Source organism: Alteraurantiacibacter buctensis (genome assembly GCF_009827655.1).
Lineage (GTDB): Bacteria > Pseudomonadota > Alphaproteobacteria > Sphingomonadales > Sphingomonadaceae > Alteraurantiacibacter > Alteraurantiacibacter buctensis.
In genome coordinates, this window is sequence record NZ_WTYV01000009.1 from 55,895 (window position 1) to 74,265 (window position 18,371).

At 68.7% G+C, this 18,371-nt stretch carries 19 protein-coding genes; 15 read left to right on the forward strand and 4 right to left on the reverse strand.

The genetic code is table 11. The annotated features are described in order from the left end of the window. Positions 1-4: 4 nt before the first annotated feature. From GRI99_RS17160 to GRI99_RS17180, 5 genes are all read left to right on the forward strand, one after another. Positions 5-1,345 (forward strand): DUF58 domain-containing protein, encoded by a 1,341-nt coding sequence (locus tag GRI99_RS17160; RefSeq protein ID WP_160773291.1) that lies wholly within the window; start codon positions 5-7, stop codon positions 1,343-1,345. Then, entirely contained in the window at positions 1,345-2,403 is a 1,059-nt protein-coding gene (locus GRI99_RS17165; protein ID WP_237438435.1) for a stage II sporulation protein M, read from the forward strand. Before GRI99_RS17160 ends, GRI99_RS17165 begins: the two co-directional genes overlap by 1 nt. Next, positions 2,400-3,311: an RDD family protein gene (locus GRI99_RS17170; RefSeq protein WP_160773292.1), complete on the forward strand. Its 912-nt coding sequence runs from the start codon at positions 2,400-2,402 to the stop codon at positions 3,309-3,311. Before GRI99_RS17165 ends, GRI99_RS17170 begins: the two co-directional genes overlap by 4 nt. Next, on the forward strand, positions 3,308-3,841 hold the full coding sequence (locus GRI99_RS17175) for a GNAT family N-acetyltransferase (protein WP_337192952.1): 534 nt from the start codon (positions 3,308-3,310) through the stop codon (positions 3,839-3,841). Before GRI99_RS17170 ends, GRI99_RS17175 begins: the two co-directional genes overlap by 4 nt. A gap of 70 nt (positions 3,842-3,911) precedes the next feature. Next, a complete protein-coding gene (locus GRI99_RS17180) occupies positions 3,912-5,243 on the forward strand; it encodes a sensor domain-containing phosphodiesterase (protein WP_160773293.1) in 1,332 nt (443 codons plus the stop codon). A 31-nt stretch (positions 5,244-5,274) separates the two neighbouring features. Here the strand turns inward: GRI99_RS17180 and GRI99_RS17185 are convergent, their stop codons facing one another. Then, on the reverse strand, positions 5,275-7,056 hold the full coding sequence (locus tag GRI99_RS17185; RefSeq protein ID WP_160773294.1) for a cation:proton antiporter domain-containing protein: 1,782 nt from the start codon (positions 7,054-7,056) through the stop codon (positions 5,275-5,277). Between the two features lie 99 nt (positions 7,057-7,155). Between GRI99_RS17185 and ispG the strand changes: the two genes are divergently transcribed. Genes ispG through GRI99_RS17210 form a run of 5 tightly spaced genes read left to right on the forward strand, consistent with a single transcriptional unit; the run spans position 7,156 to position 10,819 of the window. Further along, on the forward strand, positions 7,156-8,292 hold the full coding sequence (gene ispG, locus GRI99_RS17190; RefSeq protein ID WP_160773295.1) for a flavodoxin-dependent (E)-4-hydroxy-3-methylbut-2-enyl-diphosphate synthase: 1,137 nt from the start codon (positions 7,156-7,158) through the stop codon (positions 8,290-8,292). After that, complete coding sequence (locus tag GRI99_RS17195) at positions 8,289-8,765, forward strand: GNAT family N-acetyltransferase (protein WP_160773296.1); 477 nt, start codon at positions 8,289-8,291, stop codon at positions 8,763-8,765. Before ispG ends, GRI99_RS17195 begins: the two co-directional genes overlap by 4 nt. Further along, positions 8,762-9,286 (forward strand): thioredoxin family protein, encoded by a 525-nt coding sequence (locus GRI99_RS17200; protein ID WP_337192953.1) that lies wholly within the window; start codon positions 8,762-8,764, stop codon positions 9,284-9,286. The genes GRI99_RS17195 and GRI99_RS17200 overlap by 4 nt, the downstream gene beginning before the upstream one ends. A gap of 48 nt (positions 9,287-9,334) precedes the next feature. Next, entirely contained in the window at positions 9,335-9,871 is a 537-nt protein-coding gene (locus GRI99_RS17205; RefSeq protein ID WP_160773297.1) for a retropepsin-like aspartic protease family protein, read from the forward strand. Positions 9,872-9,889: 18 nt separating this feature from the next. Next, complete coding sequence (locus GRI99_RS17210) at positions 9,890-10,819, forward strand: hypothetical protein (RefSeq protein ID WP_160773298.1); 930 nt, start codon at positions 9,890-9,892, stop codon at positions 10,817-10,819. 6 nt (positions 10,820-10,825) lie between these two features. Here the strand turns inward: GRI99_RS17210 and GRI99_RS17215 are convergent, their stop codons facing one another. After that, positions 10,826-11,179: a hypothetical protein gene (locus tag GRI99_RS17215; protein WP_237438436.1), complete on the reverse strand. Its 354-nt coding sequence runs from the start codon at positions 11,177-11,179 to the stop codon at positions 10,826-10,828. Here GRI99_RS17215 and GRI99_RS18565 point away from each other — a divergent pair. Both GRI99_RS18565 and GRI99_RS17220 read left to right on the forward strand, forming a co-directional pair. After that, positions 11,157-11,396 carry a hypothetical protein gene (locus GRI99_RS18565; RefSeq protein ID WP_202393172.1) on the forward strand — a complete coding sequence of 80 codons (240 nt, stop codon included), beginning with the start codon at positions 11,157-11,159 and terminating at the stop codon, positions 11,394-11,396. The two genes, GRI99_RS17215 and GRI99_RS18565, sit on opposite strands and share 23 nt — an antisense overlap. A gap of 72 nt (positions 11,397-11,468) precedes the next feature. Next, positions 11,469-12,224: a murein L,D-transpeptidase catalytic domain-containing protein gene (locus GRI99_RS17220; protein WP_237438437.1), complete on the forward strand. Its 756-nt coding sequence runs from the start codon at positions 11,469-11,471 to the stop codon at positions 12,222-12,224. A 496-nt stretch (positions 12,225-12,720) separates the two neighbouring features. Here the strand turns inward: GRI99_RS17220 and GRI99_RS17225 are convergent, their stop codons facing one another. Further along, the gene (locus GRI99_RS17225; protein WP_160773300.1) at positions 12,721-14,016 is read right to left on the reverse strand and encodes a L,D-transpeptidase family protein; all 1,296 of its coding nucleotides are present in this window, start codon (positions 14,014-14,016) and stop codon (positions 12,721-12,723) included. A gap of 96 nt (positions 14,017-14,112) precedes the next feature. Here GRI99_RS17225 and GRI99_RS17230 point away from each other — a divergent pair, with 96 nt between their 5' ends. Further along, positions 14,113-15,000 (forward strand): DMT family transporter, encoded by an 888-nt coding sequence (locus tag GRI99_RS17230; protein WP_160773301.1) that lies wholly within the window; start codon positions 14,113-14,115, stop codon positions 14,998-15,000. A 3-nt stretch (positions 15,001-15,003) separates the two neighbouring features. Here the strand turns inward: GRI99_RS17230 and GRI99_RS17235 are convergent, their stop codons facing one another. Further along, on the reverse strand, positions 15,004-15,180 hold the full coding sequence (locus tag GRI99_RS17235; RefSeq protein ID WP_160773302.1) for a hypothetical protein: 177 nt from the start codon (positions 15,178-15,180) through the stop codon (positions 15,004-15,006). Positions 15,181-15,349: 169 nt separating this feature from the next. On the opposite strand from GRI99_RS17235, the gene acnA reads away from it, so the two are divergent. Further along, complete coding sequence (gene acnA, locus GRI99_RS17240) at positions 15,350-18,019, forward strand: aconitate hydratase AcnA (protein ID WP_160773303.1); 2,670 nt, start codon at positions 15,350-15,352, stop codon at positions 18,017-18,019. A gap of 77 nt (positions 18,020-18,096) precedes the next feature. After that, positions 18,097-18,354 (forward strand): CBU_0592 family membrane protein, encoded by a 258-nt coding sequence (locus GRI99_RS17245; protein WP_160773304.1) that lies wholly within the window; start codon positions 18,097-18,099, stop codon positions 18,352-18,354. The last annotated feature ends 17 nt before the right edge of the window (positions 18,355-18,371 follow it).

The following is an 18,371-nucleotide window of genomic DNA, read 5'->3' on the forward strand; positions in this document are numbered from 1 at the left end:
CCTGATGATCCGCCTCCCCGCCTTCCCTATCGTCCCCACGGGCCGCGCGCTGGCGCTGCTGGTGCTGCTGACGCCGGTGGCCGTGGTCATCGCCGCCACGGCACCATCGGCCTGGATCGTCGCGCCCGCCGCCGCGCTGACCGTGCTGGTGCTGGTGCTGGCGGATGGCTGGCTGGCGGGATCACTGCACCGGCTGGACGTGACCGTGCCGCACGATGCCGAGGTGGGCCAGCCTGCCGCCGTGCGGGTGACGGCGCAGATCGCGCGCGACAGCGATGCCGCCGCGCCGCAGGGGGCGCTGGGCTTCGATGCCCGGCTGGGGCCGCGCGGAGCCATCGACTTTACCCTGTCCGGCACCGGCGCGGGCGAGCACTTTGCCGGTGCCGGGGCAATCGTCCCGCAGCGGCGCGGCACCGGCCTGGTGCAGGACCTGTGGCTGCGCTGGCCCGGCCCGCTGGGGCTGGGCGTGCGGCAGGTCTATCGCCACCTGGGCCAACCGGTGCGCGTGTGGCCGGACCTGTCCCCCACCCGCAGCCCGGTGCTCCAGAACTTCCTGCGCGATGCCCAGTTCGGCCTGATCGCCCGGCGCATCCGCGGCGAGGGCACCCAGTTCGAGGCGCTGAGCGAGTACGAGCCCGGCATGGACCGCCGCCGCATCGACTGGAAGGCCAGCGCCCGCCATACCCGCCTCTATGCCCGCGAGAACGAGGCCGAACGCGACAACCAGATCGTCTTCGCCTTCGATTGCGGCCAGGCCATGTGCGAGCCGGTGGACGGCCTGCCGCGCATCGACCGCGCGGTCACCGCCGCGCTCACCGCCAGCTATGTGGCGCTGAAGGGGGGCGACAAGGTGGCCCTGTTCGGCTTTGCCGACCGGCCCATCGTGCTCACCCCGTTCGTCACCGACACGCGCAGCTTCCACCGGTTGCAGACTGCCGCCGCCGGGCTGGACTATGTGCCACGCGAGCCGAACTTTACCCTGGCGCTGGCCACCCTCACCGCCAGACTGCGCCGCCGCAGCCTGATCGTGCTGTTTTCCGATTTCACCGATCCCACCAGCGCCGAACTGATGGTGGAAAGCGTGGAGCGACTGGTGCGCCACCACGTGGTGATCTTCGTGACCATGCAGGATGCCGAGCTGGAGGGCCTGGCCCGGGTGGAACCGGACAGCCTTCCGCACCTGGCCACGGCCGTCACCGCCGCAGCGCTGGCTCACCAGCGGGCCATCGTGCTGCAACGCCTGCGGCGTCTGGGGGTGGACGTGATCGAGGCCCCGCATGACCAGATCGGCTATAGCCTGATCGACCGCTACCTGGAAACCAAGCGGATGGAGGCCGTGGGCTGATGGCGCTCAACATCTTCACCCGCAAGGCGATGGAGGCCATCCCCGACATCGAGGCGGCGAGCTTGCGCTCCGACCGCTTCCGGCTGGAGCGCGAGGGGGACTGGCGGCGGCTGGAGGCGATCGTCACCGCGCTGGAAAAGGGCCGCGTGCGGCGCATTGCCGATGAGGACCTGATGGAGCTGCCGGTGCTCTATCGCAAGACCGCCAGCAGCCTGGCCGTGGCGCGCGAGACATCGCTCGATGCCGCCACCCTCGCCTATCTGGAAGCGCTGGTGCGGCGGGCCTGGTTCCAGGTCTATGGCCCGCGCGTGGGGCTGGCCGGCTGGGCGCGGCGGTTCTTCACCGGCGGCTGGAGCGCATCGGTCCGCGCGCTGTGGCTGGATATCTGCATTGCCCTGTTCGTGATGGTGGCGGGCACCGTGGTGGGCTGGCTGCTGGTGGCCCAGGATGACAACTGGTACTATGCCCTCGTCGGCGGGATGGACGGCGGGCGCGGCCCCAGCGCCACGCGCGAACAGTTGCTGGAAACGCTGGAGCCGACCGCCAGCGCGCAGGGCCTGGGGGCCTTTGCCGCCTACCTGTTCTCGAACAATGCCGGGGTCTGCATCCTGGCCTTTGCCCTGGGCTTTGCCTTCGGCGTGCCCACCCTGATGCTGCTGGTCCACAACATGGCACTGCTGGGGGCCATGCTCTACGTATTCGACCAGCAGGGGCTGGTCTGGCCCTTTGCCGCCTGGCTTTCGGTCCACGGCACGACCGAGCTGTTCGCCATCCTGCTGTCCGGCGCGGCGGGGCTGCACATCGGGCGCTCCATGGTGTTCCCCGGCACCCGCACGGTGATGGCCAGCGCGGCGGAAGCGGGTCGGCGCGCGGCGCAGGTAATGGCGGGCTGCGTGATCATGCTGGTGATCGCGGGCCTGCTGGAAGGCTTCGTGCGCCAGCTTGTCGGCACGGCAGAAACCCGCGCCACCATCGGCGGGATCATGCTGGGGCTGTGGCTGGCCTATTTCCTGCTGGTGCGTCCGCGCGCCGGGGCCGGTGCGGAAGGCGCGCCATGAACGCTGCCGCCCTGCCTGCCCGCCGCCGCCTGGCCCTGAGCCGCACGTCACGCCAGCGCGAGCTGGTGACGCCCGAGGGCCTGTCCCTGCCGCTGACGCTGGCCAGCCGCGGATCGCGCATCGGCGCGCTGCTGCTGGACATTGCGTTCCTGGTCCTGGCGCTGATCGTGATCGTGGTGGTGCTGGCGCTGATCGGCATCAACCTGGCCTTCGCGGTGGAGGAGCAGGGCACCGGCCCGGCGGTGGAGCTGATGGTGGTGTTCATCATCCTGCTGCTGTTCTTCGCCCGCTATGGCTATTTCCTGGCTTTCGAGCTGGGCCCGCGCGGGGCCACGCCGGGCAAGCGGCTGCTGGGCATCCGCGTGGCCGCCCGCGATGGCGAAAGGCTGACGGCGGAGGCGGTGATCGCGCGCAACCTACTGCGCGATTTCGAGGTGTTCATTCCGCTGGCTTACCTGATGGCCCTGCCATCGGGCGAAGTGGCGGGCAGCGGGGTCAGCGGCTGGGCCACCTTCGGCTGGCTGATGCTGTTCCTGCTGTTCCCGGTGTTCAACAGGGACCGGCTGCGCGCGGGCGACCTGATCGCCGGCACCTGGGTGGTGGAAGCGCCGCGCCTGAAGCTGGCCCAGGCCATGTCCACCGCGCCCGACCACAGCCAGGACTACCGCTTCGGCCCGGCCGAACTGTCGGTCTATGGCGAGCACGAGTTGCAGGTGCTGGAAAGCGTGCTGCGGCAGAACAACCCCGAAGCCATGCGCGAGGTGATGCAGGCGATCTGTCGCAAGATCGGCTGGCAGGGGGGCGCAGGCTACGAGCGGGAATTCCTGGAAGCCTTCTACCAGGCCCTGCGCGGCCACCTGGAAAGCGGGATGCGGTTCGGCAAGCGCAAGGCGGACAAGTTCTCGTGACCGGCCAGACCATCATCCTGCGGCCCGCCGTGCCCGCCGATGCCCCCGCGCTGGCCGCGCTGGCGCGCCAATCGTTCATCGACGCCTTCGCCCATTTCTACCGGCCGGAGGACCTCCAGCAGTTCCTCGACGAGTGGAAGACGCCGGAGGTCTACACGCGGGCTATCGCCGATCCGGACACCGCGATCCGGCTGGCCGAGGTGGACGGGGAACTGGCCGCCTATGCCCTCGTCAAGCGCGGCTATGTGATGGACGATCACCCCCACCCCCGCCCGCAGCGCCCCGTCTTCCTCAGCCAGCTTTACTGCGCCGGGCACCTGACCGGCCACGGCCTGGGGCGGCAGCTGATGGACTGGGTGCTGGAGCAGGCGCGGGACTGGCAGGCGGATTCGCTCAGCCTGTCGGTCTATAGCGAGAACCCCGGCGCGCAGCGGTTTTACCAGCGCTATGGCTTCGAGAAGGTGGCCGATACCGAGTTCTGGGTGGGCAGCCAGCGCGACGAGGAATACCTCTACGAACTGCGCCTGTAGAACGCAGTTAAGCCCGATTTAGCATTTCGCTGGCACATGCTGCCCTCTGGTAAACCAGAGGACCGCCCGCATGCCGCTCGCCCAGATCCAACGCCTTGCCGATCAAGGCCTGCCCAGCGGCCCGCTGGCCGACGAGCTGCTAAAAGATCCGGCGATCGAGCGCGTGCTGGCCGCCGTGCGCGGGCACCTGGGCGTAGAGATCGCCTTTGTCTCGCGCTATGTCGACGGCGGTCTACGCGAGCTGACCCATGTGCATACCGACCTGGACCTGCCGATGGGCGCCGGTTTCCGCGAGCCGGTGGAAGACAGCTATTGCTGGCACATTCTGGAAGGCCGCCTGCCCGAACTGATCCACGATCCGGCGGACTATCCGCTGACGGCGCAACTGGCGATCACCGACTTCCTGCCCGTGGGCTGCCACCTCAACGTGCCGCTGCGGCTGCACGATGGCAGCGTGTGGGGCAGCTTCTGCGCGCTGGGCCGCAAACCCGACCGCACGCTGGGCGAGCGCGACATGAAGGTGGTGCGCGCCTTTGCCGCGCTGGCCGCCGAGCGGATCGAGGAGAGCATGGTGCAGGACGTGGAACTGTCCGCCGCCCGCGCCCGCGTCAGCGAGATGCTGGACGGGCACGCCATCACCATCTTCCACCAGCCGATCCACTGCCTGACCAGCGGCGATCCGGTGGGCGTGGAATGCCTGGCCCGCTTCCCCAACACCCGCCAGCGCGGCCCGGACCAGTGGTTCGAGGATGCCGAGAAGGTGGGCCTGGGTGTGGAGCTGGAAATGGCCGCCGTGCGCAATGCGCTGGAGACGCTGGGGCACGTCCCAGAAGGCAAGTATGCCGCGGTCAACGTATCGCCCGCCACCATCCTGTCCGGCCTGGTCGAGCGCGAGCTTGAGGGCGTGAACACCGCCAAGCTGGTGCTGGAAGTGACCGAACACCAGAAGGTGGTGGACTTTGCCGTGCTGGCCGCGGCACTGGGCCGCCTGAAGGGCAAGGTGCGCGTGGCCATCGACGATGTCGGCACCGGCTATTCGGGCCTGCGCCATATCGTGGACCTGAAGCCCGATATCCTGAAGATGGACATGGCGCTGACCCGCGACATCCACAAGGATCCCGCCCGCCGCGCCCTCACCGGCGCACTGGTGCAACTGTCGCGCGATATCGGCTGCAAGCTGATCGCGGAAGGCATCGAGACGGTGGAGGAGCGCGCCGCCATGGCCGCGCTGGGGGTGGACTATGGCCAGGGCTACTTGTTCGCGCGGCCCTTGCCCGTGGTGGCTGCCCAGCAGCACCTGCTGGGCCTGCGCGACGAGGATGCCGAGCCCGACGTGGCTCCGCACGAACTGCGCCCCATGCCAAGCGAAGGCGACCAGCCGGCGCTGATCCGCAACGCCTGACGCGGGCTCCTGCTGTCAGGCTCCCAGACACTTACGCGACAGGCGTGCGCCCGCTCCCGTCCGGGTCCGCCATGCGGAAATGCGCGGCGCGCAGTTCGCCGGTGTCGATCTGGCGGCGCAGGCGGGTGCGGTCCTCGCGGCGATAGGATTCCTCCGCCCGGTCGATATCGGCTTCGGACAGGCCCAGCGCATCCAGCCCCAGCAGAGCCATGCGGATGGCCGATTCGTGGACCTCGCGGATCACGTAGCGCTGCGGCGCGCGGCCCAGCTTCATCACGCTGCGCCGGTCATAGCCGCGCACATAGATCGCCGCCTGCGGGAAGGCTTCCTGCACCGCCGCCATGTAGTCCGGCTCGATCTGGTCGCCATCGATGCAGAACATGATCAGTTGCGCGTCCGCCGCGCCCGCCTGGCGCAGCAGGTCCAGCCGCACGCCATCTCCGAAATAGACCTTGGTGCCGAACTCGCCCGAGATGTCGATCCGCTCCACGTCGCGGTCTACCAGCGTGACCGTAAGGCCCGCCATTCCCAGCGTCCGCGCCACGGTCTGCCCGAAGCGGCCATGGCCGATCACCAGCGCGCTGGCGGAAAGGTCGCGCGGGGCGGGCCGCTCGCCGACGCCGGCGGGCTTGTCATCCCCTTCGGGATCGCTGCGCAGGCCACGCGTCAGCTTCATCAGGAACGGGGTGGTGGCCATCGATACGGTGACCACGGCACCGAACACGCTGGCCGCCTCGTCGGTGATCAGCAGCGCGTTCTGCGCCGCGGTATAGAGCACGAAGGCGAATTCGCCGCCCTGGCTCAGCAGCAGGCCCAGCGCCACGGCCCCGCGCCAGGTCATCTTCATGGCCCGGCCCAGCAGGGTGATCAGCGCGGTCTTGGTGGCGATCAGCAGCACGGCAAAACCGGCCACTTCGAGCGGTCGCTGGGCAATGGCGGACAGGTCCAGCATCATGCCCACAGCCAGGAAGAACAGGCCCAGCAGGATCGAGCGGAACGGCTCCACCGCGGCCTCCAGCTCGTGCCGGTAAGGCGTATCGGCCAGCATCACGCCGGCGATGAAGGCCCCCAGCGCCAGCGACAGGCCCAGCATCTGCATGATCGCGGCGCTGGCCACCACGGTGAACAGGGCCGAGACGACGAACATCTCGCGCTCGCCCAGCCGGGCGATCAGGCGGAACAGCGGGCGGATCAGGAAGCGGCCCGCCGCGATCAGCCCGGCGATGGCGGCCAGCGTCATCAGCGCCATCATCCAGCCGGTGGGACCGCCGGCATCATCGGGGTTGCGGCTCATCGCGGAAACGATGGTGATCAGCGGGATGATCGACAGGTCCTGGAACAGCAGGATGGCAAAGGCGCGCTCACCAAAGGGGGTTTTCAGGCGGCCGGCCGATTGCAGCATCGGCAGCACCTGCGCGGTGGAACTGAGCGCCAGCGGCAGGCCGATGGCCAGCGCCGCCTCGGTGGTGAACCCGCTCAGCGCCAGGATCGTGGCGGAAATGGCCAGGCCGCAGGCCACCACCTGCGCCCCGCCCAGCACGAAGATTTCCTTGCGCATCGACCACAGCCGCGCCGGGTTCAGTTCCAGCCCGACGATGAACAGCAGCATCACGATGCCCAGTTCGGCAAAGGCCACTTTCTGCTCGGCCCCGCCCACCAGGCCCAGCACCTCGGGGCCGATGGTCACGCCCGCCAGCAGGTAGCCCAGCGTGGCACCCAGCCCCAGGCGCCGGAACAGCAACACGAAGCCCAGGGCAAAACCCAGCATCAGCAAGCCGTCGCGCAACATCAGCGCGCCGCCGTGTTCTTCCATGGTGGTGATCCTTTCCGCCAACCCATGCCCCAAAGACCGTGCTTTGTCATGCGGTCGCTGTCATTGCTCCTTCGCGCGCGGCGGCCTATATCGCGCACCATGTCCTCATCAGTCAGACCGTGGCGCGACATCATGCGCCGTCAGAGCCGCCAGATCATGGTGGGCAAGGTGCCCGTTGGCGGCGATGCGCCGATCACCGTGCAGACCATGACCAACACGCCGACCGAGGACGTGGCCGCCACCATCGACCAGATCCGCCGGTGCGAGGATGCGGGGGCGGATATCATCCGCGTATCCTGCCCCACCGAGGAGTCGACGCGGCACTTCGACCAGATCACGCGGGCATCGAACATCCCGATCGTGGCCGACATCCACTTCCACTACAAACGCGCGCTGGAAGCGGCAGACAAGGGCGCGGCCTGCCTGCGCATCAACCCCGGCAACATCGGTTCGGCCGACCGCGTGGCCGAAGTGGTCCGCGCCGCAAAGGCCAACGGCTGTGCCATCCGCATCGGGGTGAACGCCGGCAGCCTGGAAAAGGACCTGCTGGAAAAGTACGGCGAGCCGTGCCCCGAAGCGCTGGTGGAAAGCGCGCTGGACCACATCAAGCTGCTGCAGGACCACGATTTCCACGAATACAAGGTGGCGGTGAAGGCCAGTGACGTGTTCCTGGCCGTATCCGCCTACATGGGCCTGGCCGATGCGGTGGACTGCCCGCTGCACCTGGGCATCACCGAAGCCGGCGGCATGATCGGCGGAACGGTCAAGTCCAGCATCGGCATCGGCAACCTGCTGTGGGCGGGCATCGGCGATACCATCCGCGTCTCGCTTTCCGCCGAGCCGGAGCAGGAAGTGCGCGTGGGGTTCGAGATCCTGAAGGCGCTGGGCCTGCGCACCCGCGGCGTGCGGGTCGTCTCGTGCCCCAGCTGCGCGCGGCAGGGTTTTGACGTGATCCGCACCGTGCAGACGCTGGAAGAGCGCCTGCAGCACATCAAGACGCCGATCAGCCTCTCAGTCTTGGGCTGCGTGGTCAACGGCCCGGGCGAAGCGCGCGAAACCGACATCGGCCTGACCGGCGGCGGCGCGGGCAAGCACATGGTCTACCTGTCCGGCGTGACCGACCACCATGTGCAGGATGCCGACATGGTCGAACACATCGTGCGCCTGGTGGAAGCCAAGGCGGCCGAGATGGAGGCCGAGATGAGCGACGCTGGGAACGCCGAAGCGGCGGAATGACCCTCTCGATCCGCCCCGCCACCCGCGCCGACCTGCCGCTGATCGCCAGCCTGATCCGCGAACTGGCGGACTACGAGAAGCTGGCCCACGAGGTGCGGTTTGACGAGGCCGCGCTGGGCGAGCGGCTGTTTGGCGCGCGCCCCTATGCCGAGGTGCTGATCGGCGAAGTGGACGGCGTGGCGGAAGGGTTTGCCCTGTTCTTCCACAATTTCAGCACGTTCGAGGGCAAGCCCGGGGTCTACCTGGAAGACCTCTACGTGCGGCCGCAGGCACGCGGTGCCGGGCTTGGCAAGCTGATGCTGAAGGAACTCGCCCGGCTCGCGCTGGAGCGGGACTGCGCCCGGCTGGAATGGTGGGTGCTGGACTGGAACGCGCCGGCCATCGGCTTCTACCGGAAGCTGGGAGCCCGGCCGATGGACGAATGGACCACCATGCGCGTGGACGGTGCGGCGCTGGCGGAGCTGGCGGCGTGAGGCGGCTGGCGCTGGCGCTGGCACTGGCCTCACCGCTGGCGGGCCAGCCCGCCGCCGCGCAGGACGCGCAGCAGGCCGTGGCAGGCCCCTTCGACGAGACTGCAGATGCCGGAGCCGCCCTGCTAGCAGCGCTGGAAAGGGTCCGGGGCCAATACATCATCGACAGCGAATTTGACGGCGAGCAGCGTGTCCTCGCCATCTTCGGGGCCAACTGGTGCCACGACAGCCGCGATCTTGTGACCATGCTGCAGCGGCCGAGCATCGCCGCATTGCTGGCGCAGCAATACCAGGTGGTGCTGATCGATGCCGGCATGCCGCAGACCGGCAATGGCCGCAATATGGACCTCGCGTCGCGCCATGGCGTGGCCGATATCACCGGCACGCCGACCGTGCTGGTCCTCGACGGTCGCGGGCACCTGCTCAACAGCCCGGACAATGCACGCGCCTGGCGCAACGCCTCCAGCCGCAGCGAGCGCGAGGTCTATCGCTTCCTGCGCCAGTACGCCAAGCGCCAGCGCTGACGCCGCTTTACCCCGCGGTAACGCGCCCTGCCCTATGGTGGGCGCACAATGGACCTGAAACTGCCCCTTGCCGCGGTGCTGATCACCGGCGCGGCCGCCGGCCTGCTGCTGCCGGAGCTGGGCAGCATGGCCCCGCAGGATGAGCCGCGCCTGCTCGATGCGCGGCAGGCCAGCCCCGCCTCCGCAAACGGCACGGACAGCGCCTGGGCCCAGGACGTGGTCCTTGCCCGCGAGGCCGACGGCCATTTCTACGCCGATGTTACTGTGGACGGGCAGAGCCTGCGGATGCTGGTGGATACCGGCGCCAGCGTCGTCGCGCTCACCGGCTCCGATGCCGAGGCGCTGGGCCTGACCTGGGACGAGGCCGACGTGACCCCGGTGGCGCAGGGTGCCTCAGGCCCGGTGCTGGGGGTCAACGTGACCATTCCCGAACTGGCGCTGGGCGACCATGTGGCCGAAAACGTGCAGGCGCTGATCATCCCCGAAGGGCTGGTGGTCTCGCTGCTGGGCCAGTCGTTCCTGTCCACCCTGGGCCAGGTGCGGATGGACGGTGACCAGATGATCGTGGGCAATGGGGATGGCTGACATGGTGGAGAGCGCCCGATGAACATGAGCAACCTGCTGCCCTATCGCTGGCGCGTGAAGCACCAGGCGGGCCGCCATAACGAGGCGATTGCCGGCGTGCTCGACACGCCGCCGCTGGTGCCGCGGCGCGACGGGCTGGTGCTGTTCTCGATGATCGGCACGGCGGTGGTCCTGCCCTATCTGGTGGCGGTGAAAAGCCTGTGGCAGCATCTCGGGCGCGGACGGGTGGCGATCCTCGACGATGGCACGCTGACCGCGCAGGACCGGGCGATCCTGGCCGCGCACCTGGGCGATCCGCAGATCCTGCGGATCGACGAGGTGCCGCAGGGCCCATTCCCCAAAGGCGGCTGCTGGGAACGGCTGCTGACCATCCTTGACCACCGCGCCGGGGAATACTGGCTGCAGCTTGACAGCGACACTGTGACGCTGGGCCCGGTGCCCGAACTGGAGCGCGCCGTGGCCAGCAACCGCAGCTTCACCATGCTGGGCGGCGACGACGTACCGACAGAGGCGCTGGACCTCAGCGAGTTCGTCCGCCGCTATTACCCCGATGGCCCGATGGACGGCCACGTGCAGAGCCGGGTGGAAAGCCGCCTGGCCACCCTGGCCCCGGACGCAGGCTGGAAATACATCCGCGGCTGTGCGGGCTTTGCCGGGTTTGCTGCGGGCAATGCCGGGCGCGACCTGGCGGCAGCCTTCCTGCGCCGCATGGCCACCGCCATCGGCAATGATGACACCGCCATCTGGGGCACCGAGCAAGTTGCCAGCAACTTCCTGGTGGCCAACGAGCCGGGGGCCGTGTGCCTGCCGCACGCCCGCTACCTCAACTACTGGGGCGAGCCCTGGGGGGAAGATGCTGCCTTCGTCCACTTCGTGGGCGCGCACCGGTATGACAACGGGGCCTACCTGGCCGCCAGCCGGCAGGCGATTGCCCAACTCAAGAGATAATGGGCTTCAGAAATAGATGTCGACGTAGTCGGTCAGCCCGTCGCACCATTCGAATTCGCGTAAGCGCCAGTAGGGGCGGTTCTGCGTAATGGCGAAGCGCCACACCTTGTCCGCGCTGCACTGGCGGCCCGGATCGGGGGCGTCGGTGATCTTTATCGTCCCGTCGAACAGGAAATAGTCCGCGCCCACCTCGGTCACCGTGCCGTCCAGCGCCAGCCGGCCAGCGCCGGTGCGCGCCTGCTGGCTGCCGGTCAGCCGCCAGGCACCATCGGGCTGTACCGCAATCCGGGCCGCGCCGCGCCGGTCCCAGTCGATCCATTGCAGCGTCAGCCCCCTGTTGGCCCGCAGCCGCTGGGCCATCGCCGGATCATGGATCGTGGGCGCGGCGGGCAAGGGTGTTGCCGTGGGGGCCGGTGACGGGCTGGCCGGAGACGAGGGCGAAGATGGGCTTGGCAATGCGCTTACAGCCGGGGTTGGCGAGGCTGACGGCTCGGACGCGGGCTGTGCGTCATCCGGGACATTGCAGGCGGCCAGCGCCAGCGGGGCGAGCAGGAGCAGGGCAAGACGCATGGCCTGATAACCTTCGGCAATTGAGCGCGGTTCCATCGCGGACTGGACAGGTTCAGCCGGCCGGGCGCAATAGGGCATGATGGACCGCCGCCGTTTCCTTGCCTGTGCCCTTGCCGCCGCGCCGCTGGGGGCAACACCGCTGCGCGTGGCCGCGCAGCCCGCGCCCTCCCCTCGCCACCGGGCGCTGCTGGACCTGGCGCGCGAGCAAGTGGCGCGGGCCGATGCCCACCTGTGGCGGCGTGACATGGCGGCGATTGCCGATTTCGGCCTGCATTCGGCGGAGAGCCGGTTCCACATCGTCAACCTGGAAAGCGGCACCGTGCGCAGCCTGCTGGTGGCCCACGGCAGCGGCTCCGATCCGGAGCACGATGGCTGGCTGAACGCCTATTCCAACCTGGTCGATAGCTGGGCCACCAGCCGCGGGGCCTACCTCACCTGGGAGTGGTACGAGGGGATCTACGGCACCTCGATGCGGCTGACCGGGCTGGAGGCGGACAATTCCAACGTGTTCGACCGGGCGATCGTGATGCACGCCGCCACCTATGCCACCCCGGCCCACGTGGCACGCTGGGGCAAGGCGGGCCGGTCCAACGGGTGCTTTGCGCTCGATCCGGCGGAGCTTCCCGCTGCGCTCTACCAGCTTGGCGGCGGGCGCCTGATCTATGCCGATACCCTGGGCATCGGTGCCGATGGCACGCGCGGCGCGGTGCCGCCGCAACCGCCGGTGGATTTCGAGAGCGCGATTGCCCTGCGTCGGGCGCAGGCGGCGGAACGGGCGGCCGAGCACGGCGGGGAAGTTCCCGACAGCAGTTCCGATCCGGCAATTTTCAATTGACATTTTGAACCATATCGGTTATATGCTTGCCGCCTTCCCCGGAAGGCCGGACCTACCGCCACCAGTCGACGGGTAGCGGGTGGGTTCGCCAAACCCAGCAACCGGTGCGCCGTGGCCGGCGGGTGCGACAAGCCCCAAGCCCTTCAAGGCAAACCAGTAATGCAGCGGGTGGATGGGTCTGCCGCTATCGCACCTGCAACCTGCCAGCGTGACAGGCAGGCTCTCCGGGAGGCGAACCGAGCAGCCGTTGGTGCGGGGGATCACCCGCAGGACCGGCAGGGATGCCCCGTGCGAATCCCCCCTGCCGCCAGCCGCCGCCCGGTGGAACAGGGATGGAGCCGAACAGCCAGCGCGGGCGCAGCGCTGGCCCGGCCGCTCGCCTGACCAAGCTGCCCCTCGCCCCGCACGCCGTTACTGGCGGCGCACCGGTTGCCTGGGCCTTCCTTCGCGCGAAGCTGCGCCTTCCCCCGTCCAGCGATGTTGGATTACAGCGCTGCTAGAGCTGGCGCGTATCGGCCCGCGCCAGGCTGGCCAGCACCGGTGCATCGCGGTTGTAGATGTCGCCAAACTCCACCAGCTCGCCCGCATCGTTCACCCCCAGGGTGAAATAGGCGATGTAGACCGGGATCTGCCGTGGCAGCGGCACGCGGGTGTAATCGCCGCTGCGCGAAATCGCCATCGCCTCCTCCACCCCCGGCCCGCCGCCCAGGATCGACAGCGTCATGGCGAATTCCAGCGCCCGTTCCACCCGCACGCAGCCGTGGCTGAGCGCGCGGTTGGCCTGGTTGAACAGCCCCCGGCTGGGGGTGTCGTGCAGGAAGATCGCGTGACTGTTGGGCATGTCCAGCTTCATTAGGCCCAGCGAATTCCGCGGCCCCGGCTGCTGCACCACGCTGATCGCGCCCCCGCTGCGGGTGGCGGTATAGCCCATGGAGCGCGCCCAGGCGGGATTGGCCAGCACGCGGCGGCCCAGCCCTTCGCCCACCACGATCGATTGCGGCACGGTCCAGGTGGGGTTGAGGATCACCCCCTCCACCATCTCTGACAGTTGCGGGGTGGCGTTGCGCCCTGGCGTGCCCACGATGGCGCGATAGGAATTGGCCGTCTGCCCGTTGATCGACAGGCGCACCATGTATTCCGGCACGTTGACCAGCACGTTGATGCCGCCCAGCTCGCGCGGGAGCCAGCGCCAGCGGTCCATGTTGGCGCGGATCAGCGCGCGGCGCCGGGTATCGGCGGCAGGCGTGGCGGCCAGTTCGGCACGCAGCGTGGCATAGTCCGGGTGCGCCGGGTTGAGGCCGCGCAGAACCCCCGCCACGTCGCCGCTGGCCAGCGCCCGTTCCAGCAGTTCAGGGGTTGGCAGCAGGCCCGCGTCGGGGTCTTCCATCAGGTAGGCGCGCCGGTCGGCCAGCGGGGTGTGGCCATCGCGCAGGTCTGCCGCCAGCCAGCCGAACACGGTGCCCGCCACGGCATCGAGGCGCGGCCCTTCCCCGGCGGCCAGGGCGGCGCGCAGTTCGTCCGGGCGATAGTCCGCCGGGTCCAGCCCTTCGGCGGCGATCCCCGCGATCACCTCCAGCAACTGCTGCGCGTGCTCCACCGGCCACGACAGGTCCCCCGCCACGCGCGGCGGGATCACCCGGCGGGCGGTGCCGGCGGGCAGTTGCGCGGCCATCACCATCACCGCATCGCTTTCCAGCACCGGCTGGTAGGCGATCGACTGGGCCGTGGCCAGCGCCGGCGCGGCGATGATCGCGGCGCCAAGGGCCAGGGCCAAGTGTCGGAGGTAAGCCATAAATCCCTTCCTGCGCCCGCACGGCGATTCGTGCAATGACAGCGGTCAAACGAAGCACGGCGTGACCGCGCGGGCCTACCCGGCTAGGGGCAGCAGATGGACCGCCGCGCCACCCTCTATCCCATCCTGATGACCCTGCTGGGCGTGGGCTTCTTCTCGGTGATGGACGCGATGATGAAGGGCGCATCGCTGGCGATGGGGGCCTACAGCGCGCTGCTGTGGCGCTGCCTGATCGCGGTGGCCGGCACCCTGCCCGCCTGGCGGCTGGCGGGCGGCAAGTGGCCGGACCGGCCGACCATGCGCCTGCACATGCTGCGCGGCGCGGTGGGGGCGGGCATGGCGGTCACCTTCTTCTGGGGGCTGACCCGCCTGCCGATTGCCGAGGCCATTGCCATCAGCTTCATTGCCCCGCTGATCGCACTGTTCCTGGCCGCCGTGATGCTGGGCGAGACGATTGCCAGGGGCGCCATCGTCGCCTCGATCATGGGCCTGGCGGGCGTGGTGGTGATCGGGACGGCGCGGATGGGGGCCAGCCAGCCGGCCGACGGGGTGGGCTGGGGCATCGTGGCCGTGCTCGTCTCTGCCGTGCTCTATGCCTGGAACCTGATCCTGCAACGCCAGCAGAGCCTGGTGGCGGAGCCGCTGGAAGTGACCAGCTTCATGAGCCTGGGCATGACCCTGTGCCTGCTGCCCTTCGCCCCCTTCCTGGCCGTGCTGCCGCCCGATGGCTGGGCGCTGGCGACCGTGGCCGGGGCCGCCGCGCTGACCGTGCTGGCGGGCCTGTGCCTGGCCTGGGCCTACCGCCGCGCGGAAGCGCAGGTGCTGGTGCCGCTGGAATACAGCGCCTTCGTGTGGGCCGCGCTGATGGGCTGGCTGTTCTACCGCGAGGAACTGACCCTCCCCACGCTGGCGGGCACGGCCCTGGTAGTGCTGGCCTGCTGGATCGCCGTACCCCGCCGCCACGTGGAGCAGACGGCGCTGTAAGCCTCAGTCCGCCGGGGAAGCCGCCTCCGTCGCGCTGTCCGCCGGCACCTCGTCCCCCAGCCCGCTGCCGTGCCATACCAGCCCCAGCGCGCCGCCAAGGAAGGCGGCCAGCACCAGCGCCAGCAGCATGGCGCGCACGCCCAGCCGGGGCTTGCGGGGATTGCTGCCGCTCCATTCCATAGTCCGAAAAAGTCCCTGTCTGCGGCCCGCACGGCACCCTTTTGCCGAGTCTGCCCCTTGACCTGCGCTTCGCAAACGCGCAACCGGCCCGCAAGGGGGCAGGCGGTGATTAATTCCGCCCGTGACCCGTCTTGACCATCGGCTTCAGCGGCAAAGGACCCATCCATCCATGACCATCGTCGGCGCGAACTCGCTCGGAACCCGCAGCACCATGGCGGTAGGCGGCAAGACCTACGCCTATTACTCGCTGAAGAAAGCGGCAGAGCAGATCGGCGATGTCAGCCGCCTGCCCTTCAGCATGAAGGTGCTGCTGGAAAACCTGCTCCGGTTCGAGGATGAAGGCTTCACCGTGGACCGCAGCCACATCCAGGCGATTGCCGACTGGCAGAAGAACCCGGTGACGGGTGACGAGATCCAGTACCGCCCCGCCCGCGTGCTGCTGCAGGATTTCACCGGCGTGCCCTGCGTGGTGGACCTGGCCGCGATGCGCGATGCCATTGCCACGCTGGGCGGCGATACCAGCAAGATCAACCCGCTGGTCCCGGTTAACCTGGTCATCGACCACTCGGTGATGGTGGACGAGTTCGGCCATCCCAAGGCGGCCGAGCAGAACGTGGAGATCGAATACCAGCGCAACATGGAGCGCTATGACTTCCTCAAGTGGGGCTCCAAGTCGCTCAACAACTTCTACGCCGTGCCGCCGGGCACCGGCATCTGCCACCAGGTGAACCTGGAAAACATCGCCCAGGCCGTGTGGACCAGCACCGACCAGAACGGCGAACTGGTGGCCTATCCCGATACCTGCGTGGGCACCGACAGCCACACCACCATGATCAACGGCCTGGGCGTGCTGGGCTGGGGCGTGGGCGGCATCGAGGCGGAAGCCGCCATGCTGGGCCAGCCGGTCTCCATGCTGATCCCCGAAGTGGTCGGCTTCAAGCTGACCGGCACCCTGAAGGAAGGCGTGACCGCCACCGACCTGGTGCTGACCTGCACCAACATGCTGCGCAAGCATGGCGTGGTCGGCCGCTTCGTGGAATACTATGGCCCCGGCCTTGCCCACCTGTCGCTGGCCGACCGCGCTACCCTGGCCAACATGGCCCCGGAATACGGCGCCACCTGCGGCTTCTTCGGCATTGACGACAAGACGCTGGACTACCTGCGCCTGACCGGCCGCGAGGAAGACCAGATCGCGCTGGTGGAAGCCTATGCCAAGGAGCAGGGCTTCTGGATCGATCCGGCGATCGAGCCGGTGTTCTCCTCCACGCTGGAGCTGGACCTTGGCACCGTGGTTCCCTCCCTCGCCGGCCCCAAGCGCCCGCAGGACCGCGTCTCGCTGCCCGAGGTGGACGACGTGTTCATGGCCGACATGGCCAACACCTACAACAAGGCGCTGGCCCGCGTGCCGGTGCAGGGCAAGGACTTCGACATCGGCGATGGTGACGTGACCATTGCGGCCATCACCAGCTGCACCAACACATCGAACCCCGGCGTGCTGGTAGCCGCCGGTCTGGTGGCCAAGAAGGCCAACGAACTGGGCCTGAAGCCCAAGCCCTGGGTGAAGACCAGCCTCGCCCCCGGCAGCCAGGTAGTCACCGACTACCTGAACAAGGCCGGCCTGCAGGAGCACCTGGACGCCATCGGCTTCAACCTGGTGGGCTATGGCTGCACCACCTGCATCGGCAACTCCGGCCCGCTGGCCGAGCCGATCAGCAAGGCGATCAACGACAACGGCCTGGTCGCCGCGGCGGTCATCTCCGGCAACCGCAACTTCGAAGGCCGCGTATCGCCCGATGTGCGCGCCAACTTCCTCGCCAGCCCGCCGCTGGTGGTGGCCTATGCCCTGAAGGGCACCGTGGTGGAGGACTTCGTCACCACCCCGATCGGCCAGTCGACCGACGGGAAGGACGTGTTCCTGAAGGACATCTGGCCGTCGAACAGCGAAGTGGCCGAAACCATGGCCGGCTGCATGGACCGGGCGATGTTCCAGGCCCGCTATGCCGACGTCTACAAGGGCGATGCCCACTGGCAGGCGATCAACGTGACGGGTTCGGAAACCTACTCGTGGCGTGCCGGATCGACCTATGTGGCCAATCCGCCGTACTTCGAAGGCATGAGCATGACCCCGGCCCCGGTGGCCGACATCGTGGAAGCCAAGCCGCTGCTGATCCTGGGCGATTCGATCACCACCGACCACATCAGCCCGGCAGGGTCGATCAAGGCTGACAGCCCGGCCGGCAAGTGGCTGATGGACCACAAGGTGGCCAAGGCGGACTTCAACTCCTACGGCGCGCGCCGCGGCCATCACGAGGTGATGATGCGCGGCACCTTCGCCAATATCCGCATCCGCAACGAGATGGTGCCGGGCGTGGAAGGCGGCGTCTCGCGCTATGGCGACGAGGTCGGCAGCGTGTTCGACGTGGCCATGAAGCACAAGGCTGACGGCACCCCGATGGTGGTGATCGCCGGCAAGGAATACGGCACCGGCTCCAGCCGCGACTGGGCGGCCAAGGGCACCAACCTGCTGGGCGTGCGTGCGGTGATCGTGGAGAGCTTCGAACGCATCCACCGCTCCAACCTGGTGGGCATGGGCGTGCTGCCGCTGCAGTTCAAGGACGGGCAGAGCCGCACCTCGCTGGGCCTCACCGGCGATGACAGCTATACCATCAGGGGCGTGGCCAGCCTGAAGCCGCAGCAGGACGTGGAAGTGGAAGTGACCCGCAAGGACGGGACGAAGCTGACCTTCACCGCCACCTGCCGCATCGATACCGCCAACGAGCTGGAATACTACCTCAACGGCGGCATCCTGCACTACGTGCTGCGCAAGCTGGCTTCGTAAGCGGGCAACACGCATGATGACGGGGCGGGAGGCTGGCGCTTCCCGCCCCGTTGCGCTTTTTGGGAGAGAAGGCTGCCATGCCGGAATTGCTGATCGAGGCTTGCGGCTGGCTGGGCGCGCTGCTGATCCTGGGGTCCTACATCCTCGTCTCGCTGGGCCGGCTTTCGGGCCGGTCGGCCGCGTTCCAGTGGCTCAACGTGGCGGGCGCGGCAGGCTTTGTGGTCAATTCGGGCTGGCACGGGGCAATCCCCTCCACCGCGCTAAACGTGGTGTGGATGGGCGTGGGCCTCGCCACCCTGTGGCGAATCGGGCGCGGGGCATCACCCGCCGCATAGGCGCTTGACCTCGCCCG